Annotated in this window: 15 protein-coding genes; 4 read left to right on the top strand and 11 right to left on the bottom strand. The window is 32.6% G+C overall.

The window, feature by feature from the left end:
• Positions 1–57 precede the first annotated feature (57 nt).
• Complete coding sequence (locus ACIDC4_RS05420) at positions 58–3,270, top strand: cytochrome c biogenesis protein CcsA (protein ID WP_412042083.1); 3,213 nt, start codon at positions 58–60, stop codon at positions 3,268–3,270.
• A 583-nt stretch (positions 3,271–3,853) separates the two neighbouring features.
• Here ACIDC4_RS05420 and arsB read toward each other — a convergent pair.
• From arsB to ACIDC4_RS05465, 9 genes are all read right to left on the bottom strand, one after another.
• On the bottom strand, positions 3,854–4,912 hold the full coding sequence (gene arsB / locus ACIDC4_RS05425; RefSeq protein WP_412042084.1) for an ACR3 family arsenite efflux transporter: 1,059 nt from the start codon (positions 4,910–4,912) through the stop codon (positions 3,854–3,856).
• A gap of 1 nt (position 4,913) precedes the next feature.
• Positions 4,914–5,543, bottom strand: a complete 630-nt coding sequence (locus tag ACIDC4_RS05430; RefSeq protein ID WP_412042085.1) for an arsenate-mycothiol transferase ArsC — start codon at positions 5,541–5,543, stop codon at positions 4,914–4,916.
• 17 nt (positions 5,544–5,560) lie between these two features.
• On the bottom strand, positions 5,561–6,034 hold the full coding sequence (locus ACIDC4_RS05435; RefSeq protein ID WP_412042086.1) for a DUF6428 family protein: 474 nt from the start codon (positions 6,032–6,034) through the stop codon (positions 5,561–5,563).
• Positions 6,035–6,053: 19 nt separating this feature from the next.
• Positions 6,054–6,386: an ArsR/SmtB family transcription factor gene (locus ACIDC4_RS05440; RefSeq protein WP_412042087.1), complete on the bottom strand. Its 333-nt coding sequence runs from the start codon at positions 6,384–6,386 to the stop codon at positions 6,054–6,056.
• A gap of 87 nt (positions 6,387–6,473) precedes the next feature.
• Complete coding sequence (locus ACIDC4_RS05445; RefSeq protein WP_412042088.1) at positions 6,474–7,199, bottom strand: DUF3667 domain-containing protein; 726 nt, start codon at positions 7,197–7,199, stop codon at positions 6,474–6,476.
• A gap of 20 nt (positions 7,200–7,219) precedes the next feature.
• A complete protein-coding gene (locus ACIDC4_RS05450; RefSeq protein ID WP_412042089.1) occupies positions 7,220–8,284 on the bottom strand; it encodes a hypothetical protein in 1,065 nt (354 codons plus the stop codon).
• A 32-nt stretch (positions 8,285–8,316) separates the two neighbouring features.
• Positions 8,317–8,694: a DoxX family protein gene (locus ACIDC4_RS05455; RefSeq protein WP_412042090.1), complete on the bottom strand. Its 378-nt coding sequence runs from the start codon at positions 8,692–8,694 to the stop codon at positions 8,317–8,319.
• Positions 8,695–8,801: 107 nt separating this feature from the next.
• Positions 8,802–9,590 carry an anti-sigma factor gene (locus ACIDC4_RS05460; RefSeq protein WP_412042091.1) on the bottom strand — a complete coding sequence of 263 codons (789 nt, stop codon included), beginning with the start codon at positions 9,588–9,590 and terminating at the stop codon, positions 8,802–8,804.
• Positions 9,590–10,120 (bottom strand): RNA polymerase sigma factor, encoded by a 531-nt coding sequence (locus ACIDC4_RS05465; protein WP_078007051.1) that lies wholly within the window; start codon positions 10,118–10,120, stop codon positions 9,590–9,592. Before ACIDC4_RS05465 ends, ACIDC4_RS05460 begins: the two co-directional genes overlap by 1 nt.
• Positions 10,121–11,002: 882 nt before the next feature.
• Between ACIDC4_RS05465 and ACIDC4_RS05470 the strand changes: the two genes are divergently transcribed.
• Positions 11,003–11,590 (top strand): glutathione peroxidase, encoded by a 588-nt coding sequence (locus tag ACIDC4_RS05470; protein WP_412042092.1) that lies wholly within the window; start codon positions 11,003–11,005, stop codon positions 11,588–11,590.
• 281 nt (positions 11,591–11,871) lie between these two features.
• Here ACIDC4_RS05470 and ACIDC4_RS05475 read toward each other — a convergent pair whose 3' ends face one another.
• Complete coding sequence (locus ACIDC4_RS05475) at positions 11,872–12,369, bottom strand: GNAT family N-acetyltransferase (protein ID WP_412042093.1); 498 nt, start codon at positions 12,367–12,369, stop codon at positions 11,872–11,874.
• 156 nt (positions 12,370–12,525) lie between these two features.
• Positions 12,526–13,704: a thioredoxin family protein gene (locus ACIDC4_RS05480; protein WP_412042094.1), complete on the bottom strand. Its 1,179-nt coding sequence runs from the start codon at positions 13,702–13,704 to the stop codon at positions 12,526–12,528.
• Between the two features lie 174 nt (positions 13,705–13,878).
• Between ACIDC4_RS05480 and menD the strand changes: the two genes are divergently transcribed.
• Positions 13,879–15,546, top strand: a complete 1,668-nt coding sequence (gene menD / locus ACIDC4_RS05485) for a 2-succinyl-5-enolpyruvyl-6-hydroxy-3-cyclohexene-1-carboxylic-acid synthase (RefSeq protein WP_412042095.1) — start codon at positions 13,879–13,881, stop codon at positions 15,544–15,546.
• A gap of 93 nt (positions 15,547–15,639) precedes the next feature.
• The gene (locus tag ACIDC4_RS05490; protein WP_412042096.1) at positions 15,640–15,981 is read left to right on the top strand and encodes a DUF2853 family protein; all 342 of its coding nucleotides are present in this window, start codon (positions 15,640–15,642) and stop codon (positions 15,979–15,981) included.
• Positions 15,982–16,025 lie beyond the last annotated feature (44 nt).

Consider the following 16,025-nt stretch of genomic DNA (forward strand, 5'->3'; position numbering starts at 1 on the left):
GAACTCAACATTTTTAAGTACTTTTGTGCCACTTTTATACAATGTAATTCCTCAAAAATGGATAAAAAAATATTCTCTTTTTTGTTTTCTACACGATTAATGTCTGTTCTTTTTTTAACATTTGCTATTGCAATGGGTGTTGGTACTTTTATCGAAAGTAAATACAATACAGACACAGCCCGAATTCTAATTTATAATACATGGTGGTTTGAAGCAATAATGGTCTTCTTTTTGATCAACTTCTTCGGAAATATCAAACGTTACCAATTGCATAAAAAAGAAAAATGGGCAACGCTTATACTTCATCTTGCTTTTATTTTTATTCTTATAGGAGCTTTTATTACACGTTATATTAGTTACGAAGGTATGATGCCCATTCGTGAAGGCGCTGCCGAAAACCAAATCTATTCAGACAAAACATTCTTAACTGTTTTTGCAGACGGAGAATACAAAGGCGAAATGAAACGCAGAGTTTTTGATAAAGCTTTATTGTTCTCGCCTGTAACGAATAACAATTTTACACTTTCTGGTAAATTCGACGAAACTCCTTTTGAAGTGACTTACGTGAACTATATCATGGGAGCAAAAGAAACGATAAAACCTTCAACCAGCGGAACTTTGTACCTTAAATTAGTCGAAGCAGGAGCAGGTGGGCGTGAAGAACATTTCCTGAAAGAAGGAGAAGTTCAAAACATTCATAATGTATTATTTGCATTGAATAAACCTACCGAAGGCGCAATCAACATCAATACCCAAGGTGAAAAATATACCATTCAAACTCCTTTTGAAGGAGAGTTTATGCGAATGGCAGATAAATTAAAAGGAGCTGTAACCAAAGATAATGTTCAGCCACTTATGATGCGTTCCTTATATAGTATTGGCGATATCCGAATCGTTTTTCCGGATCCTGCTGTACGAGGAGTTGTTGATTACGAATCGGATAATGATTTTAAAGCAAAATCCCATCATGATGCCTTGATTGTAAAAGTAAAAGCCGATGGTCAGGAAAAAGAAGTTCGTCTTTTAGGTTCTAAAGGTAGCATAGGAGAGCCTCAAACTGTAAAAATTGGTAAAATCGAATACAGTTTATTCTACGGAAGTAAAGCCTATGTATTACCATTTAAAATAAAATTAAACGATTTTATCGCCACAAAATATCCTGGAACAGAGAAAAGTTATTCGGCTTTCGAAAGTAAAGTAACCGTTCAGGATTCTACAGAAACATTTGATGCCAGAATTTTTATGAATAATGTTTTAGACCACAAAGGATATAGATTTTTTCAATCTTCATTCGATCCGGACGAAAAAGGAACTGTATTATCTGTAAACCACGATTTCTGGGGAACCTCTATTACTTATTTTGGATATTTTATGTTATACTTTGGTCTAATGGCTATTATGTTTACTAAACATTCTCGTTTTGCTGATCTAAAACGTAAACTAGACAATGTAAAAAAGAAAAAATTAATTACCATTTTGGTTTTAATGCTAAGTTTCGCTGGTTTTGCTCAGGCACCACATGTTCATACGCCTGGCGACGGTCACGAACACAATCATAATCATGCACCCGCAGATCCTAACGATCATGCCAATCACGTAACTGCAGCACCAAGCCAGAAACAAATAGATTCGTTACTGACGATTTATAAAGCTCCGGTAGCACACGCCGCTAAATTCGGACGTTTGATTATTCAGGATGCCGGTGGTAGAATGAAACCTATTAATACTTTCTCATCTGAATTGTTGAGAAAAGTAAGTCAGAGTGACACTTATAACGGAATGAATTCGGATCAGGTATTCTTGTCAATGACACAATACGCTCAGGTTTGGATCCAGGTTCCGCTTATTTATCTTAATACAAAAGATGATAGTATTCGTAAAATCATTGGTGTAGACAGAAAAGCAAAACTAGCCCCATTTGTAAAATTCTTTGACGAAAACGGAAATTATAAATTATCTCCTTATTTAGATGCGGCATACAAAGCAGCAAATCCAAATAGTTTTGAAAAAGATTTTATTGAAACAGATAAAAAAGTAAATTTAATGGAATCTGCCTTAAGCGGAAGTATCCTGAAAATTTTCCCAATCCCGAATGATCCAAACAACAAATGGATTTCGTATTTAGAAATTCAGAATGCAGGATTAAAAGGAATGGATTCTACGTATGTAAAACAAATTTTACCTTTATATTTTAGCGCTTTAAACAACGGATCGATTTCTAAAAACTTTGATACAGCAGATCATTTGGTCGAAAGTATAGATGGTTTTCAAAAGAAATTTGGAAGTAAAGTACGTCCAAGCGATAAAAAAATAGATCTTGAAATAGCGTATAACGAGTACAATATTTTACCAAAAATGTTCTATTGGTATTCGCTTGCCGGAATCTTCATGTTGATTTTTACACTTTTCAGTATATTTTTCGATAAAAAGTTTTTACGAATCACTGTAAACGGTTTTCATATATTAATAGGAGTCATATTTGCATTTCATACCGTCGCATTAATCGCCCGTTGGTACATTTCAGGTCACGCACCGTGGAGTAACGCTTACGAAGCAATTGTATATGTCGCGTGGGCAACCATGTTCTTCGGACTTGCTTTCGACCGAAAATCAAAACTTACCGTTGCATCAGCAGCCTTCGTAACATCGATGATTTTTATGGCTGCAAATGCCAACTGGATCGATCCTGAAATTGCAAACCTTCAGCCAGTACTTAACTCATATTGGTTAATGATTCACGTAGCAGTAATCGTTGCAAGTTATGGTCCGTTTGCCTTAGGGATGATTCTTGGTTTTGTTGGATTAATTCTAATTTTCTTTACCAACGAAAAGAACAAGGCAAAAATGGATTTAAACATCAAAGAAATTACTTATATCAACGAAATGGCCTTAACCATTGGTCTGATCATGCTATCAATTGGTAACTTCCTTGGAGGGCAATGGGCCAACGAAAGCTGGGGACGCTACTGGGGATGGGATCCAAAAGAAACTTGGGCTTTAATCTCGATTATGGTTTATGCCTTCGTAATTCACGCTCGATTTGTTCCTTCATTAAGAGGACAATGGTTCTTTAATTTAATGAGTATGTTTGCTTTCATTTCAATTTTGTTTACCTATTACGGAGTAAACTTTCACTTAGTAGGTCTACACTCATACGCAAGCGGAGAAGCACATTCATTAAGCTGGATCTGGTATTCATTAGGAACAATTTCCCTTATCGGAATTCTGACATATCCAAAATACCGCAAGTATTATAAAAAGAAAAAATAATAAATAAGGTATTTTATTAATTCACAAAAAAGGTTCAACCATTAAAAGTTGAACCTTTTTTTATGTTATATCAAAAGATATATTTCGAAATTTCAATCTAATATTCTTAGATAAGTTGAAGGTTTAGGAGCTATTTCCTGCTATACGTTTCAATCTTTTGTGGCGAACCCCGCCACAAAAGGATTTCCACTTCTATCAGGGCTAGGAACTTCGGTTTCATAATACTTGCATTCAAAAACAAAGAAGAAATGCAAAAACTATAAAATTGTAAATCAAGCCATGAATCAGCTCAATCACAAATATAAATACCAGCTTTTAAACATAGCCAGCGGTTTCAACCGTTGGTACGCAATATATGATACGCAATTAAATCTACATAATAAAGGATGTATAATATATACGATACATTGTAACGATCAAACCCAAGGTTTCAACCTTGAGCTATAAACAAAGAATAAAACTCAAAAAACTTAGCATCTTAGTATCTCAGCAACTTAGCAACTCAGACCCTCAGACCCTTAGTATCTCAGCACCTTAGCATCTTAGTAAGCACCTTAGCAACTCAGACCCTCAGACCCTTAGATCAAAACACTTTCTTCTTAAACCAGAAAGCCACATTCACCAAAGCAATCAAAGCAGGAACTTCAACCAAAGGACCTATAACGCCGGCAAAAGCCTGTCCGCTATTAATGCCAAAAACACCAATAGCAACCGCAATCGCCAATTCGAAATTATTGCCTGTAGCCGTAAAAGCAATCGAAGTACTTTTAGAATAATCGGCACCAAAATATTTTCCCGTAAAAAAGCTAATGACAAACATTAATCCAAAATAAATCGTTAAGGGAACTGCGATTCGAACAACATCCATCGGAATCTGAACAATCAATTCCCCTTTAAGACTAAACATAAGAACAATAGTAAACAATAAAGCAATCAAAGTAACAGGAGAAATAAACGGAATGTATTTATGCATAAACCATTCTTGGCCTTTGAGTTTTATCAAACCAAACCGAGTAATAATTCCCAAAGCAAACGGAATCCCTAAATAAATCCCAACACTTTCGGCAATTTCAATTACACTAATATTAACGTTAAAGCCTGTATATCCAAAATAAGGAGGTAAAACCGTTATAAAAATATACGCATAAACACTATAAAGCAAAACCTGAAAAATACTGTTTAAAGCAATTAATCCGGCGGCATATTCGCGGTTTCCATCGGCAAGATCATTCCAAACGACAACCATAGCAATGCAGCGCGCCAACCCAATTAGGATTAATCCAATCATGTATTCAGGAAAATCTTTTAAGAATAACAATGCTAAAACGAACATCAAAACAGGACCAACAATCCAATTTAAGAATAGGGAAGCGCCAAGAACTTTTGTGTTTTTAAAAACTTCTCCTATTTTAGTATAATTGACTTTAGCAAGTGGAGGATACATCATCAAAATCAAACCAATAGCCAACGGAATATTAGTACTTCCGTTAGAAAACGAATTGATGACATTTCCGCTTGACGGAAAAAAATATCCAACAGCAATACCAACAGCCATAGCCAGAAAAATCCAAAGCGTTAAAAACCGATCCAGAAAACTTAGCTTTTTTCTTCCCGCAACGGGATGACAATGATCTGTAGACATTTTATTTTTTTATTTGAGAGAAAACATAAAACATTTCAGTCGCGATTTGCACACTTCTTTCATTGTATTTCTCTGATTGTTGCTCCGTATTATCAAAAGCTTTTGGATCATCATAAGTTACGGCAATTCTTTTCTCGGCTCCTGCAATAAAAGGACAACCGCCATCTGCCTGTGAGCAAGTCATGATGGCTGCAAATTCATTTTCAGGATTAAAATCATCATCATAAGTTTTAGAAAAACCTATAATTGGAGCTTGATTTCCTGCAAATTTTATAGTATAAACAGGATTGTTATTTTCTGATAACTTCCTGATTTTAAAACCTGATTGTACTAATGTTTCGGCAACTTTAGGATATAAAGCAGTTGCCTCAGTTCCACCGGAATAGCAAAAAACATTTTGAATTCCGTAATAATAGGCAGCCGTTTGCGCCCAAACCTGAGCCAAATGGCTTCGTCTGGAATTATGCGTGCAAATTAGATTCAATCTTATTTCCTGATGATGATCAGACTTTTGCTGAACAAAATCAATAAGAGGCTGCAGGATTTCTTTACGATCTTTAGAAAGTGAAGCAAAATCAAAAGAATGAACTAAAGATTGAATTTCGGGGAATAATATATTATGATTTGACATTTTTCAAGCTTTTAGATTTAACAACAACTTCCACCAGGCGTACAAGAATTGCCTTCATCTGTACTTAATTGGGTCAGTTTAAGTTTTGGTTTTTCTGACGGAATCCCACATTGATCCTGAGCTAAACAAGCTGTAGTTTTATTTAACAGTAAAAAATCTTTTCCATTAAAATCTAAATCATATTTGCCAATAGTAGTATTTTGATATTCAACTTCGATTTCAAAATCTCCAATTCCTAAAACTTTTTCTGAAAGTTCTATGATATGAATCAATTTTTGAGGTTTTAAACGATGCTCATAATCATTGGCATCCCAAAGCTGAAAATTCACGACAGTTTCTTGACGAACCACTCCGCCGCAATCAATAAAGTTTTTGGTAATCAAACCTACTTCGGTTACGTGAAAATATTCCGGAACAAATTTTCCGTCAGGCAATTCAAAATTCACAGCTTCGACAGTAGTAAGTATTTTTTTAATTTCTGAAAGTTTCATAATAATTTGATTTAATAGTTTAACAACATTCGTTTTTTCTTTTTTCTAAATGAAGGTTTATCTGATTGAAGAAAACTTTTATTTTCTCGAAACCCACTTCGTTAATACAATAACAAATGGCATTTCCTTCGATGTTTCCTTTTATCAATCCGGCGTTTTTTAATTCTTTCAAATGCTGAGAAACCGTTGGTTGAGAAAGAGGCAATTCATTTACGATATCACCGCAAATGCATTTATTGACCTTCATTAAGTATTGAATAATAGCTATTCGTGCAGGATGACCTAAAGCTTTTGTTAAAATAGCCAATTCGTTTTGTTCATCTGTAAAATGATCTGTTTTAGTAGCTCCCATCGTTATATTTTTATATTGCAATATTACGATATAGATTGAAATAAAAAAAGAAAATTGTTTATTATTTTCTTTTTTAGGGATTTATGATTAAAGTCTTCCTGTCATCACAAGCACAATAGCTGTTACGATTAAAAAACAAACCAGAAAAATAACATGACTTACTATAGACAACAAGAATGCTTTTGTTTTTGATATTTTATTAAAGAACTGGATATTGGTCCAGAAAATTAATATAACACCTATTATATACATTAAATTCAAAATCTGTTGCATATAAGGCGTTCCGTTGAAATACAGTAACAATGGAAATATTAAAATTTGAGCAAATAGCCTTTGTGAAGCTTTGAATGTATTGAGGACAAAAAGTTCGAAAAAATTATAGCCTTGTTTTCTAAAAACAATATAGGTTCCAATGGTATACAAGGGTATAGTAGCAATGGTTGTCCAGGCAAAGTGCGTAGCATTCCATTCATTAAAATCATTTAGATTTAAATCAGCTTCGTTAACCTTAAACAAATTGAGGTGATAATAGTGGTATAAAAAACCGTAAAATGCAGCCAAAACAGTCACCAAAGACAAGGGTTTGAAATGTCTGACGCGTTTTCCTTCGATAAATTCACGAATAGAATGTCCGGGCCTTGTAAATAGTTGTTTTATAGAATAAGGAATTCCCGCATCAAAATGAAACAAACTGTGCTGGATATCATGCCATAAATAATGCGCGTTTATTTTATGTGTATCCGCTGGCTGACCGCAATTATTGCAGTAATTTCCAGTATAATGTTGCTGACAGTTTTTACAGGTTATTTCCATTGCATTTGGTATTTTAATCTTTATTTGTAATATTCATATTCGTATTTATAAACGCGTTGAAATTGTTGGTAACGAAATATTATTTCAGTGATTAAATTTTTGCTATTGTATTTATAATTAGAAAAATAGACATTTCCATCTTCTAAATTTCGATATATACTTTCTGATAAAAGATTATTGTCGTAATGGTATGTTGTTGTATTCAAAAGTGTATCATTTTTAAATTCACTTTTTTCGATACAATGCTGGTCTTTATATTTATACTTTAAAATTTTACCTCCTTCTTTTTCGCTAATAATATTTTTATGTTCATCAAAAGTTTTAATGATTTCTCCCATTCCAATCATGTCAGTTTTGTACTTATTTATTATTTTACCAGGTAAGTAGGAAAAAGTATGTACTGAAGTCATATTATTTCTGGAGCCAAAAAATTTTTCATTCAAAGGACGAAGCTTACTATCGTATTCAATCGAAAAATCCAGATATTTTGGTTGGTTAATTAATTTTTTTAAACTTTGAGCATTAAGCAATGCGGTTGTATCTTTAATTCCTTCAATTTCGTTTTTGTATTTATAGTATTCCTCGTCGGATGTCACTACCGAATAGGCATCGTCAATGCTAATAGTATCTTGGCCAACAATAGTATATTCTATTCCTTTTGATTTATTTTCCAGATATTTATCATTTTCTAATTGACGTTGTTTTTCGTCTTCAGTTAAATACGAAAAAAGTTGTGTTAATTTATCTGAATATTTTATTTCTTCGCAACTAAAGCCCTGAATAGCGTATGCATTTATTTTTTTTATAAGTCTGTTTTTTTTGTCGTACTTAAAGTAGCCAACGTGATTTAGTCTATTTTTTAAGAAAAAATAAATAAGTCCCTTGTTATTAAAATAATGTTGTTCCTGAATTGTATCATTTTCTTTGACCGTTATTTTTTTTACTCCTTTGGTATTTTTATTTAAATAATCATAATCATTTATATAACTGTGTGGTTCCTGTGCAAAAGCAAATGTCGAGATAAGAAGAAAAAACAGTAAGATAACTTGATTGAAAGAAATATAACGATTGTCAGTAGGCATCATAGGTTATTTTTATAGTTAATAATCAATTCAATTTATACTTTCTTATATCCATCAGGATACATAATGGCTAATAAAACTATAATGAGTAAAAAGTTATATTCGACACCATTTCGTCCGCCGCCAACAACAAACCAACCCTCCTGAAAATGAACGAGAATAATTCCCATGATGAGAACAAAAATTGTTACAAAACCTGCCAGTTTTATATATTTATTCAATACTAAAAGTACAGCGGCAATTATATGAGATAATTTAATAGACCAGGCGATAAAAACTCCAAAAGGAGCAAACCCAATTTGGTTTAAATACAAATTTCCAAAATCATTAATTCCGTTGTCGAAGATTCCAAAAACAGAATGGGTGAGGAGAATAACAGCAACTGCAATTCGCAAAAGTAAAGTTCCGTTCATGGTTTTAGCAGTTTGTTTTATAGTGAGTTATCCGAATTAAAAATAATAAAAAAAACGCACATTAAAATAAATTAATATGCGTTCTGAGTTTTATGCTAAGTTTATTTTTAAACTTTTCCTAAAGTATACAATTGCGTCATTGTAGGCGTTAAACTTCCGCCGGCAGGCTCAAGCGTAATTCCAAATGCTTCTGCAGAATCTGTTTGGCTTACAGCAAAGATTTTTTGATTGTTTCCTTCAAAATTATCCAGTAAACCTATACTTGTTGGCGTAAGTACCGGACTTAATTTTAGGGACCAAACCTGATAAACCATTCCTTTTGGAGGAGTTGGTAAACCGGCAGCATCAATATAAGTTGTTTTTGTTTGCTTGTTCCAATACACTTTTGCAAATGAATTAGGAGACACCGCCTGACCACCAAGTGTAACACCAGTGTTTTTGATATCCCTTACGATAGTTAAGTTTTTCTCTGTCTCTTTATTTTGCTGATCTAAGAAAGCATATTCTCTTTGTATTTTATCTTTCTCAGTTCCAACAGTAGAAATTGCTTCTTTTGTTTTGGTAAGTTCAAGAGTTTGATATCCAAGACCTAATAGTAATAATACTGCTGCAGCCCATCCCACATATTGAGACCAGGTCGATGCCGGTTTCATGTCGACTACTTTGCCGTGTTTCAGTTCTAAACGGGCCTTTATTTTTTCAAAATTAGCTACCGAATGAAAAGGAGAGAAGCTTGATGATAAAGCCACAATAGCTTTTTCTATCGCAATAATTTCCTGATCCATTTCGGGATTCTTCTTAGCCATTTCGGCTATTTCCAGATTTTCAGTTTCGGTCAATAAACCGTAAACATATAATTCGAGAATTCCTGAGTCTATATATTCTTGTGCTTCCATTATATTTTTAAATAATTACGTAGGTCGTTAATACAATTTCTGTTTTGCGTTTTGATAGTTCCCAGTGGCAATGCCAATTCTTCTGAAGCTTCTTGTTGGGTATATCCTTTAAAAAATAATAAATCTATAATCTCAATACATTTAGGTTTTAGTTTTTTTACAAATTCCTGAATTCCAATTGTATCAATTCTATTAGTAAGTTTATTACTGTCGTCTAACAGATTTACGAAATTATCTGAGGAAAGGTTTTTTTGGCTGTTATTAAAATTTTTAGATCTTAGTTTGTCAATCGATGTATTCCTTGCAATATTAAGGATCCAGGTATAAAATCGCCCTTTGCTCTCGTTGTAAGTATCGATATTTTTCCAGATTTTGACAAAAACTTCCTGCAAAACATCTTCGGCTTCTTCACGATTTTTTATCAGAACATTGATAACCGAAAACAGACTTTTCGAATACATATCGTACAAATGGGTAAAAGCTCTTTCGTCTTTTTTGTAAATTAAAACTAGCAATTCATCTTGACTCATAGATTTAGGTTTTTAAGCTTAAACAAAATTTTAGTATACGTTTTTATAGATTGAGATAAAGATAATTTATTTTTTTGTGAAATTTTATTTTTTTTTAATAGTCCCAAACCTAGGAAAATAAGGGGTTTCAAAAAAATATTACTTTTTTTTCATTTTTTTAAAACCAAAAGCAAACCTATTACGTAAATGCTATTATAACATCAAACAATAATGCTGAACAATAGCAGAAGAAAGAAAAGAGCTTCAAATGAAGTATATAAAAGTTCTTTTTATGAGAGATGATAAGTTGAAAATTAACAGTTGTTAAAGATTTAAAGTGTAAAGTAAATCTCAATAATAAAAAATGCCATGAAAAAGATAGACAATTTAAAAATTTTAATTGTGGGTTTAACAACGGTTTTGGCATTATTGAGTTTTAGTAAACGTGATTTTAAAATTAACTGTAAAAGATCAGACGTTAATTGTCAAATAAAAATTTAAGAGAAAGATAAAATCTGATTCAGATTTAAATATAGCATTGCATAGTTGATGTCTTCGGACTTCCAAACCGAAAATTAGAATAGAAAACTAAATGCCAATTTTACGCTCATAAACGATAAATTAAGATATAAACGCCAGAAATAAGATAATATTTAAAATATAAGGTTATATGATTCTAAATATAATTTTCAATATAACCGAAGCATCAACTATAATTTTAACTAACATAATAAGAATAGATTACAATTAAATTCATGGTTTGATTTGTTTGTATGGGGGGAAGCCTAGCGTCTGATTAACGCTAGGCTTCAATTTTTTATTTAACTTATGTTTAATAAAAATAAAGCAGTCAAAAGAGTATCCGAAAACAGTTTTTAACTAATTTTATAAAAAAATTAATCAATGAAAAAAATAGCATTTATAACTTGTAGCGTAATCTTATTGTTGACTTCACAAGTTCAGGCTCAGACAAGTAAAAACAAAATATCTAAAACAGATAAAGCCATGGCAAAAGAAAACATTTATCAATTTAAAGTTCAGGATTTATCTGGAGATACTTTTGATTTTGCATCTCTTAAAGGAAAAAAAGTAATGATCGTAAATACCGCTTCAAAATGCGGATTAACACCACAGTACAAAGATCTTGAAGCCATCTACAAAGAGTATAAAGACAAAGGTTTTGTAATTGTAGGTTTCCCGGCTAATAATTTTGCTTCGCAGGAACCTGGAACAAATAAAGAAATCGAAACGTTTTGCCAACAAAATTACGGAGTAACTTTCCCAATGATGGATAAAGTTTCTGTAAAAGGAGATGATATGTGCGAGGTATACAAATTCCTGACACAAAAATCTAAAAACGGTTTACAGGATTCTGAAGTAGAATGGAATTTCCAGAAATACTTAATCAACGAAAAAGGCGAATTAGTAAAGGTCATCAAACCAAGAACATTGCCAACAGATCCTGAAGTAATCAACTGGATAAAAAGTTAATCAATAACTATCTCAACCAAAAAATCCACAAATTTGAATTTTCAAGTTTGTGGATTTTTTTTGTCTTTACCAGGAAAGAAGCAATCTCAGTTGCTAAATAAAACGCCTTATTTTGTACGCGGATGAAGCCGATTCGTAAGCGAAACCAAGGATTAAGCGGATTTTTTCTTGTCATAAAAGAGCAAAACAAATTCACAAAGCTTTGCGCTCTCAAAAAAAAGCTTTAAACAAAAACCTTCGCGAACTTTGCGTAAATCTTAGCGTTCTTAGCGGTTAAAAAACTACTTCAATATCAACTGCATGAAAACCAAATCAAGCCAATGATCAAATTTATAACCCACCTCACGAATAGTTCCTGTTGCAACAAAACCAAATCGTTCATGAAAAGCAATACTTCCCGCATTATCGGCATCGATCGCACCAATCATAACATGATAACCTTGTTCTTTGGCCAAACGAATTAGTTCAAGTAATAATTTAGATCCAATGCCTTTACCTATAATATTATCAACTACATAAACTGAATGTTCAACTGTATATTGATACCCGATTTTCTCACGGAATTGCCCGTAACTTCCAAAACCAACAACTTCGCCATCTAACTCAGCAACGACAATAGGCAGGTTTTTAGCTGTTTTATCTTCAAACCATTTCGTCTGAATATCGATAGTCTGAATATCATAATTATAATTTGCAGTAGTATGCAAAATCGAGTGGTTTACAATCTCAAGAATTTTCTCTAAATCGTTGGTTGTCGCTGGTCTAAGTATTACGTCCATTTTGTTTTTGGTAGTTTTTTGTCCCGAATTCATAAATTCGAGGCTATTTTAATTGTTATTTTGTTGTAAGTTTTAATTCTATCCAAATTATTTTGTTGCTTTTATAACGGTATTAGATTGGAATTTGGAATTTAAATATTGTTATTTTACTTCAATTTATTTCTTATTGAGTTCAGCCAATAAATCATCTGCATCTTTAGTTCCCCAGCCCATTTCGGTGCCAATTTCCCTGGCATCTTTAGCATATTTCAAAGCCAATTTTTTGTCTTTTATTTTATTATAAAGTCGGGCAATAAGTAAATTTCCGTCATATGAATCATTCAATTCAAGAGAATGTTTTACCCAGGTAATAGATTTTTTCAAACTTTCGGTGTCAGAAATATGTTTCAAATACGTCTGACCAATCTCTTTAAGGAAACTAGCGTCATTCCAGGCTATTTTTTGAGTATCCTCAAGCGTTACTTTTTTATATTGTTGCCATTTTTCAGTTCTTTCTGCCAGCGTTAAATCAAATTTAAAAATAATCGAATCTGTTTTTTGTAACCGGATAGATTTGGCTATTTCCCTTTGTTTATAATAGTTTATAGTATCCAAACCATCAACATAAGGACGAAGTAATTCATTGACAATGCTTTCTATTTTACGATCAACGCGGTTTTGAGAAGCTACGGCAGCAAAATCCTTTTGATGATTTAAAACATACTGAAATTCTCTCGATTTAATATCTGTTACTCCATTCGCAATAACACGCCAGTTCAATTCACTAACCAATTGTGCATCAGATTGTGTATTCAGATAAATATGTGTAGGAACCGATAAATCAGTTCTGTCTTTTCCTTTTTTCAGCGTATTCAAATAAGCAAAAAACTTAGTAGAATTACTCGGGTCATCCAGAAATTGTTTCTCTAAATAAGGCAATTGCATTCTGGGATTCAAAGCATAATTGGCTTCTGTCAAAAAATCTGCTTTTTTCGATTCTCCTTTCAAAACGTATAAAAGAACTTCATTGCTTGGATCTATAAATAAAAAAGTAGGCAATGATTTGGTATTGTATTTATCTTTTAGAGCAATTCCTTCTTCTTTTTCAACGTTTTTCCAAACGCACACGTAGTTTTTCTTTAAAAAATCCATTACGGCAGGATCGCTAAAAACTTCCTTTTTCATTTGATTACAATGCGGACACCAATCTGCATACAACATCACAAAAAGAGGTTTTCCCTGAGTTTTGGCATTTTCTAAAGCTGTTTTATACGGTGTATCATCCGGAACAGACTGATTTTGAGAATGTAAGACTTGTAACGATAAGCAGAGAAAGAAAATAGAGAAGAAACGCATAGAAAGTTTATTTTTATTAAAAAATCTGATTTACAAATATATCTCCTTTTTCTAAAAACAGCCCTTAATATCTTCCTATTTATAAGTTAAATCCAACACGAAGTTTGTAACTTTGTGATATCAAAAAGAAATCTTAGACTTTTAGATTTTCTTTACAAAATAATACACATAATAATGATTTACCCCAAAATAGCGCTTGCTCAAAGCATTATCGAAATTTGTTTAGCAAAAGGAATCACCAATATTATAATTTCACCGGGATCAAGAAACGCACCTTTAACGATAGGGTTTGCACAAAATCCTAATTTTAAATGTTACAGCATTGCTGACGAACGCTGCGCTGCTTTTTTCGCTTTAGGAATTGCACAGCAAACCAAACAGCCAACCGCAATTGTTTGTACTTCAGGATCGGCTTTATTAAATTATTATCCGGCTGTGGCCGAAGCATTTTACAGTCAGATTCCGTTAATCGTGATCTCAGCAGATCGTCCGCAAAGCAAGATCGATATTGGCGATGGACAAACCATTCGTCAGGAAAATGTTTTTCAGAATCACTCGGTTTTCAATGCTAATTTAACCGAAGACGCTTCTGTAGAAAATGATTTAAAAATCAATAAAGCAATCGAAACTGCGATTCTTCAAAAAGGACCGGTTCATATCAATGCACCATTCGAAGAACCTTTATACGAAACGGTTTCAGAACTTTCTGTTGAACCAAAAATTACCCATTCAGAGGAAATTCTCGGAACAAAAATTATCGAAAATATTGATGATGTAGCTTCTGTTTGGAATACTTCAAAAAGAAAATTAATTCTTATTGGAGGAATAAACGAAGCCAATTCTGTTAGTAAAGAAATTCTCGAAAACTTCGCCAAAGATCCCTCAATTGTAGTACTTACGGAGACTACATCAAATTTGCATGAACCAAGTTTTATTAATAGTATAGACAGCTTAATTACACCTTTTGACGATTGTGATTTTAAAGAATTAGAACCGGAAGTTTTAATCACTTTTGGCGGTATGATTGTTTCAAAACGTATTAAGGCTTTTTTACGAAAATATAAACCTGCACATCACTGGCACATAGATACTTTACGTGCTTACGATACATTTAATGCTTTAAGTAAACATTTTGTAATGGAGCCAGAAGATTTTTTCAAAGAACTGCTTCCAAAAACAGTATTTGTTTCAAGTAAATATTTCTCAAAAATTGATAAAATTTACGATTTAAGAAAAATCAGAAAACAAGAATATTTGCGTAAAATTAGATTTTCAGATTTTAAAGTATTCGAAAAAGTAATAGAATCACTTCCTAAAAACAGTCAGCTTCAAATAAGCAATAGTTCAGCGATCCGTTATGCGCAGTTAATCGAAATTGATCCTTCAATCGAAGTTTATTGCAACCGCGGAACAAGTGGTATTGACGGAAGTACATCAACAGCGATAGGAGCGGCGGTAGGAAGAAACGATATACAAACCGTATTTATTACAGGAGATATTGGTTTTTTATACGACAGCAATGCTTTATGGAATTCTTACATCCCTAAAAACTTCAAGATTATTTTAATTAATAATGGAGGAGGAGGAATCTTTAGAATTTTACCCGGGCATGAAGAAAAACCTGTATTTAATACTTATTTCGAGACTTCGCATAGTCTTACCGCAGAACATTTAGCAAAGATGTATAAACTTAATTATTTTACTGCCAATGATGTAACATCTCTTGAAGAGGCAATAAAAAACCTTTACAGTAATAATGATGCTGCCGGAATTCTGGAGGTATTTACGCCAACATTGGAAAACGATGTTGTTTTAAAACAATACTTTAAAGAATTGATTTAATATTGTAAATAAAATAAAGTTAAAATAGTTTTTAATGTAAGATAAATCTTTAAATTTGATTTTTATAAATCTAATCAATTTTAAATTTTTATTATGAGCGCAAGAGAAGAATTAATTAAAAAGTACGCAGAAGATCTAAAAGAAAAATGTGGCGTAACACCAAATATGGATTTGCTTACTAAAGTAACTATAGGTTGCGGACCATCTATTTATAACGCAGATGCCTCTACAGTTGCCGGAACTCAACAATCTGAGTTAGATACTGTAAAAAAGAATTTCCTGATAAAAAAATTAGGATTAGCTGATAGCCCGGCTTTAGACAAAGCCATAGCTGATGTTATGGAGAAATATGGTAAGTCTAATAAACACAAGTACAGAGCAGTGGTGTATTATTTACTGACATTGCATTTTAAAAAAGAAAGTGTTTATAAATAATTTCATTCGATTGAAAAACAAAAAGCGCCTAATGGCGCTTTTTA

Source organism: Flavobacterium sp. C3NV (assembly GCF_046825355.2).
GTDB lineage: Bacteria > Bacteroidota > Bacteroidia > Flavobacteriales > Flavobacteriaceae > Flavobacterium.

Coding starts and splice junctions, on each gene's coding strand:
- ACIDC4_RS05430 (WP_412042085.1), bottom strand. CDS start 5,543: ATGTCAAATCATAATATATTATTCCCCGAAATTCAATCTTTAGTTCAT.
- ACIDC4_RS05490 (WP_412042096.1), top strand. CDS start 15,640: ATGAGCGCAAGAGAAGAATTAATTAAAAAGTACGCAGAAGATCTAAAA.
- ACIDC4_RS05460 (WP_412042091.1), bottom strand. CDS start 9,590: ATGGAAGCACAAGAATATATAGACTCAGGAATTCTCGAATTATATGTT.
- ACIDC4_RS05465 (WP_078007051.1), bottom strand. CDS start 10,120: ATGAGTCAAGATGAATTGCTAGTTTTAATTTACAAAAAAGACGAAAGA.
- ACIDC4_RS05450 (WP_412042089.1), bottom strand. CDS start 8,284: ATGATGCCTACTGACAATCGTTATATTTCTTTCAATCAAGTTATCTTA.
- arsB (WP_412042084.1), bottom strand. CDS start 4,912: ATGTCTACAGATCATTGTCATCCCGTTGCGGGAAGAAAAAAGCTAAGT.
- ACIDC4_RS05470 (WP_412042092.1), top strand. CDS start 11,003: ATGAAAAAAATAGCATTTATAACTTGTAGCGTAATCTTATTGTTGACT.
- ACIDC4_RS05480 (WP_412042094.1), bottom strand. CDS start 13,704: ATGCGTTTCTTCTCTATTTTCTTTCTCTGCTTATCGTTACAAGTCTTA.
- ACIDC4_RS05440 (WP_412042087.1), bottom strand. CDS start 6,386: ATGGGAGCTACTAAAACAGATCATTTTACAGATGAACAAAACGAATTG.
- ACIDC4_RS05475 (WP_412042093.1), bottom strand. CDS start 12,369: ATGGACGTAATACTTAGACCAGCGACAACCAACGATTTAGAGAAAATT.
- ACIDC4_RS05455 (WP_412042090.1), bottom strand. CDS start 8,694: ATGAACGGAACTTTACTTTTGCGAATTGCAGTTGCTGTTATTCTCCTC.
- ACIDC4_RS05420 (WP_412042083.1), top strand. CDS start 58: ATGGATAAAAAAATATTCTCTTTTTTGTTTTCTACACGATTAATGTCT.
- ACIDC4_RS05445 (WP_412042088.1), bottom strand. CDS start 7,199: ATGGAAATAACCTGTAAAAACTGTCAGCAACATTATACTGGAAATTAC.
- menD (WP_412042095.1), top strand. CDS start 13,879: ATGATTTACCCCAAAATAGCGCTTGCTCAAAGCATTATCGAAATTTGT.
- ACIDC4_RS05435 (WP_412042086.1), bottom strand. CDS start 6,034: ATGAAACTTTCAGAAATTAAAAAAATACTTACTACTGTCGAAGCTGTG.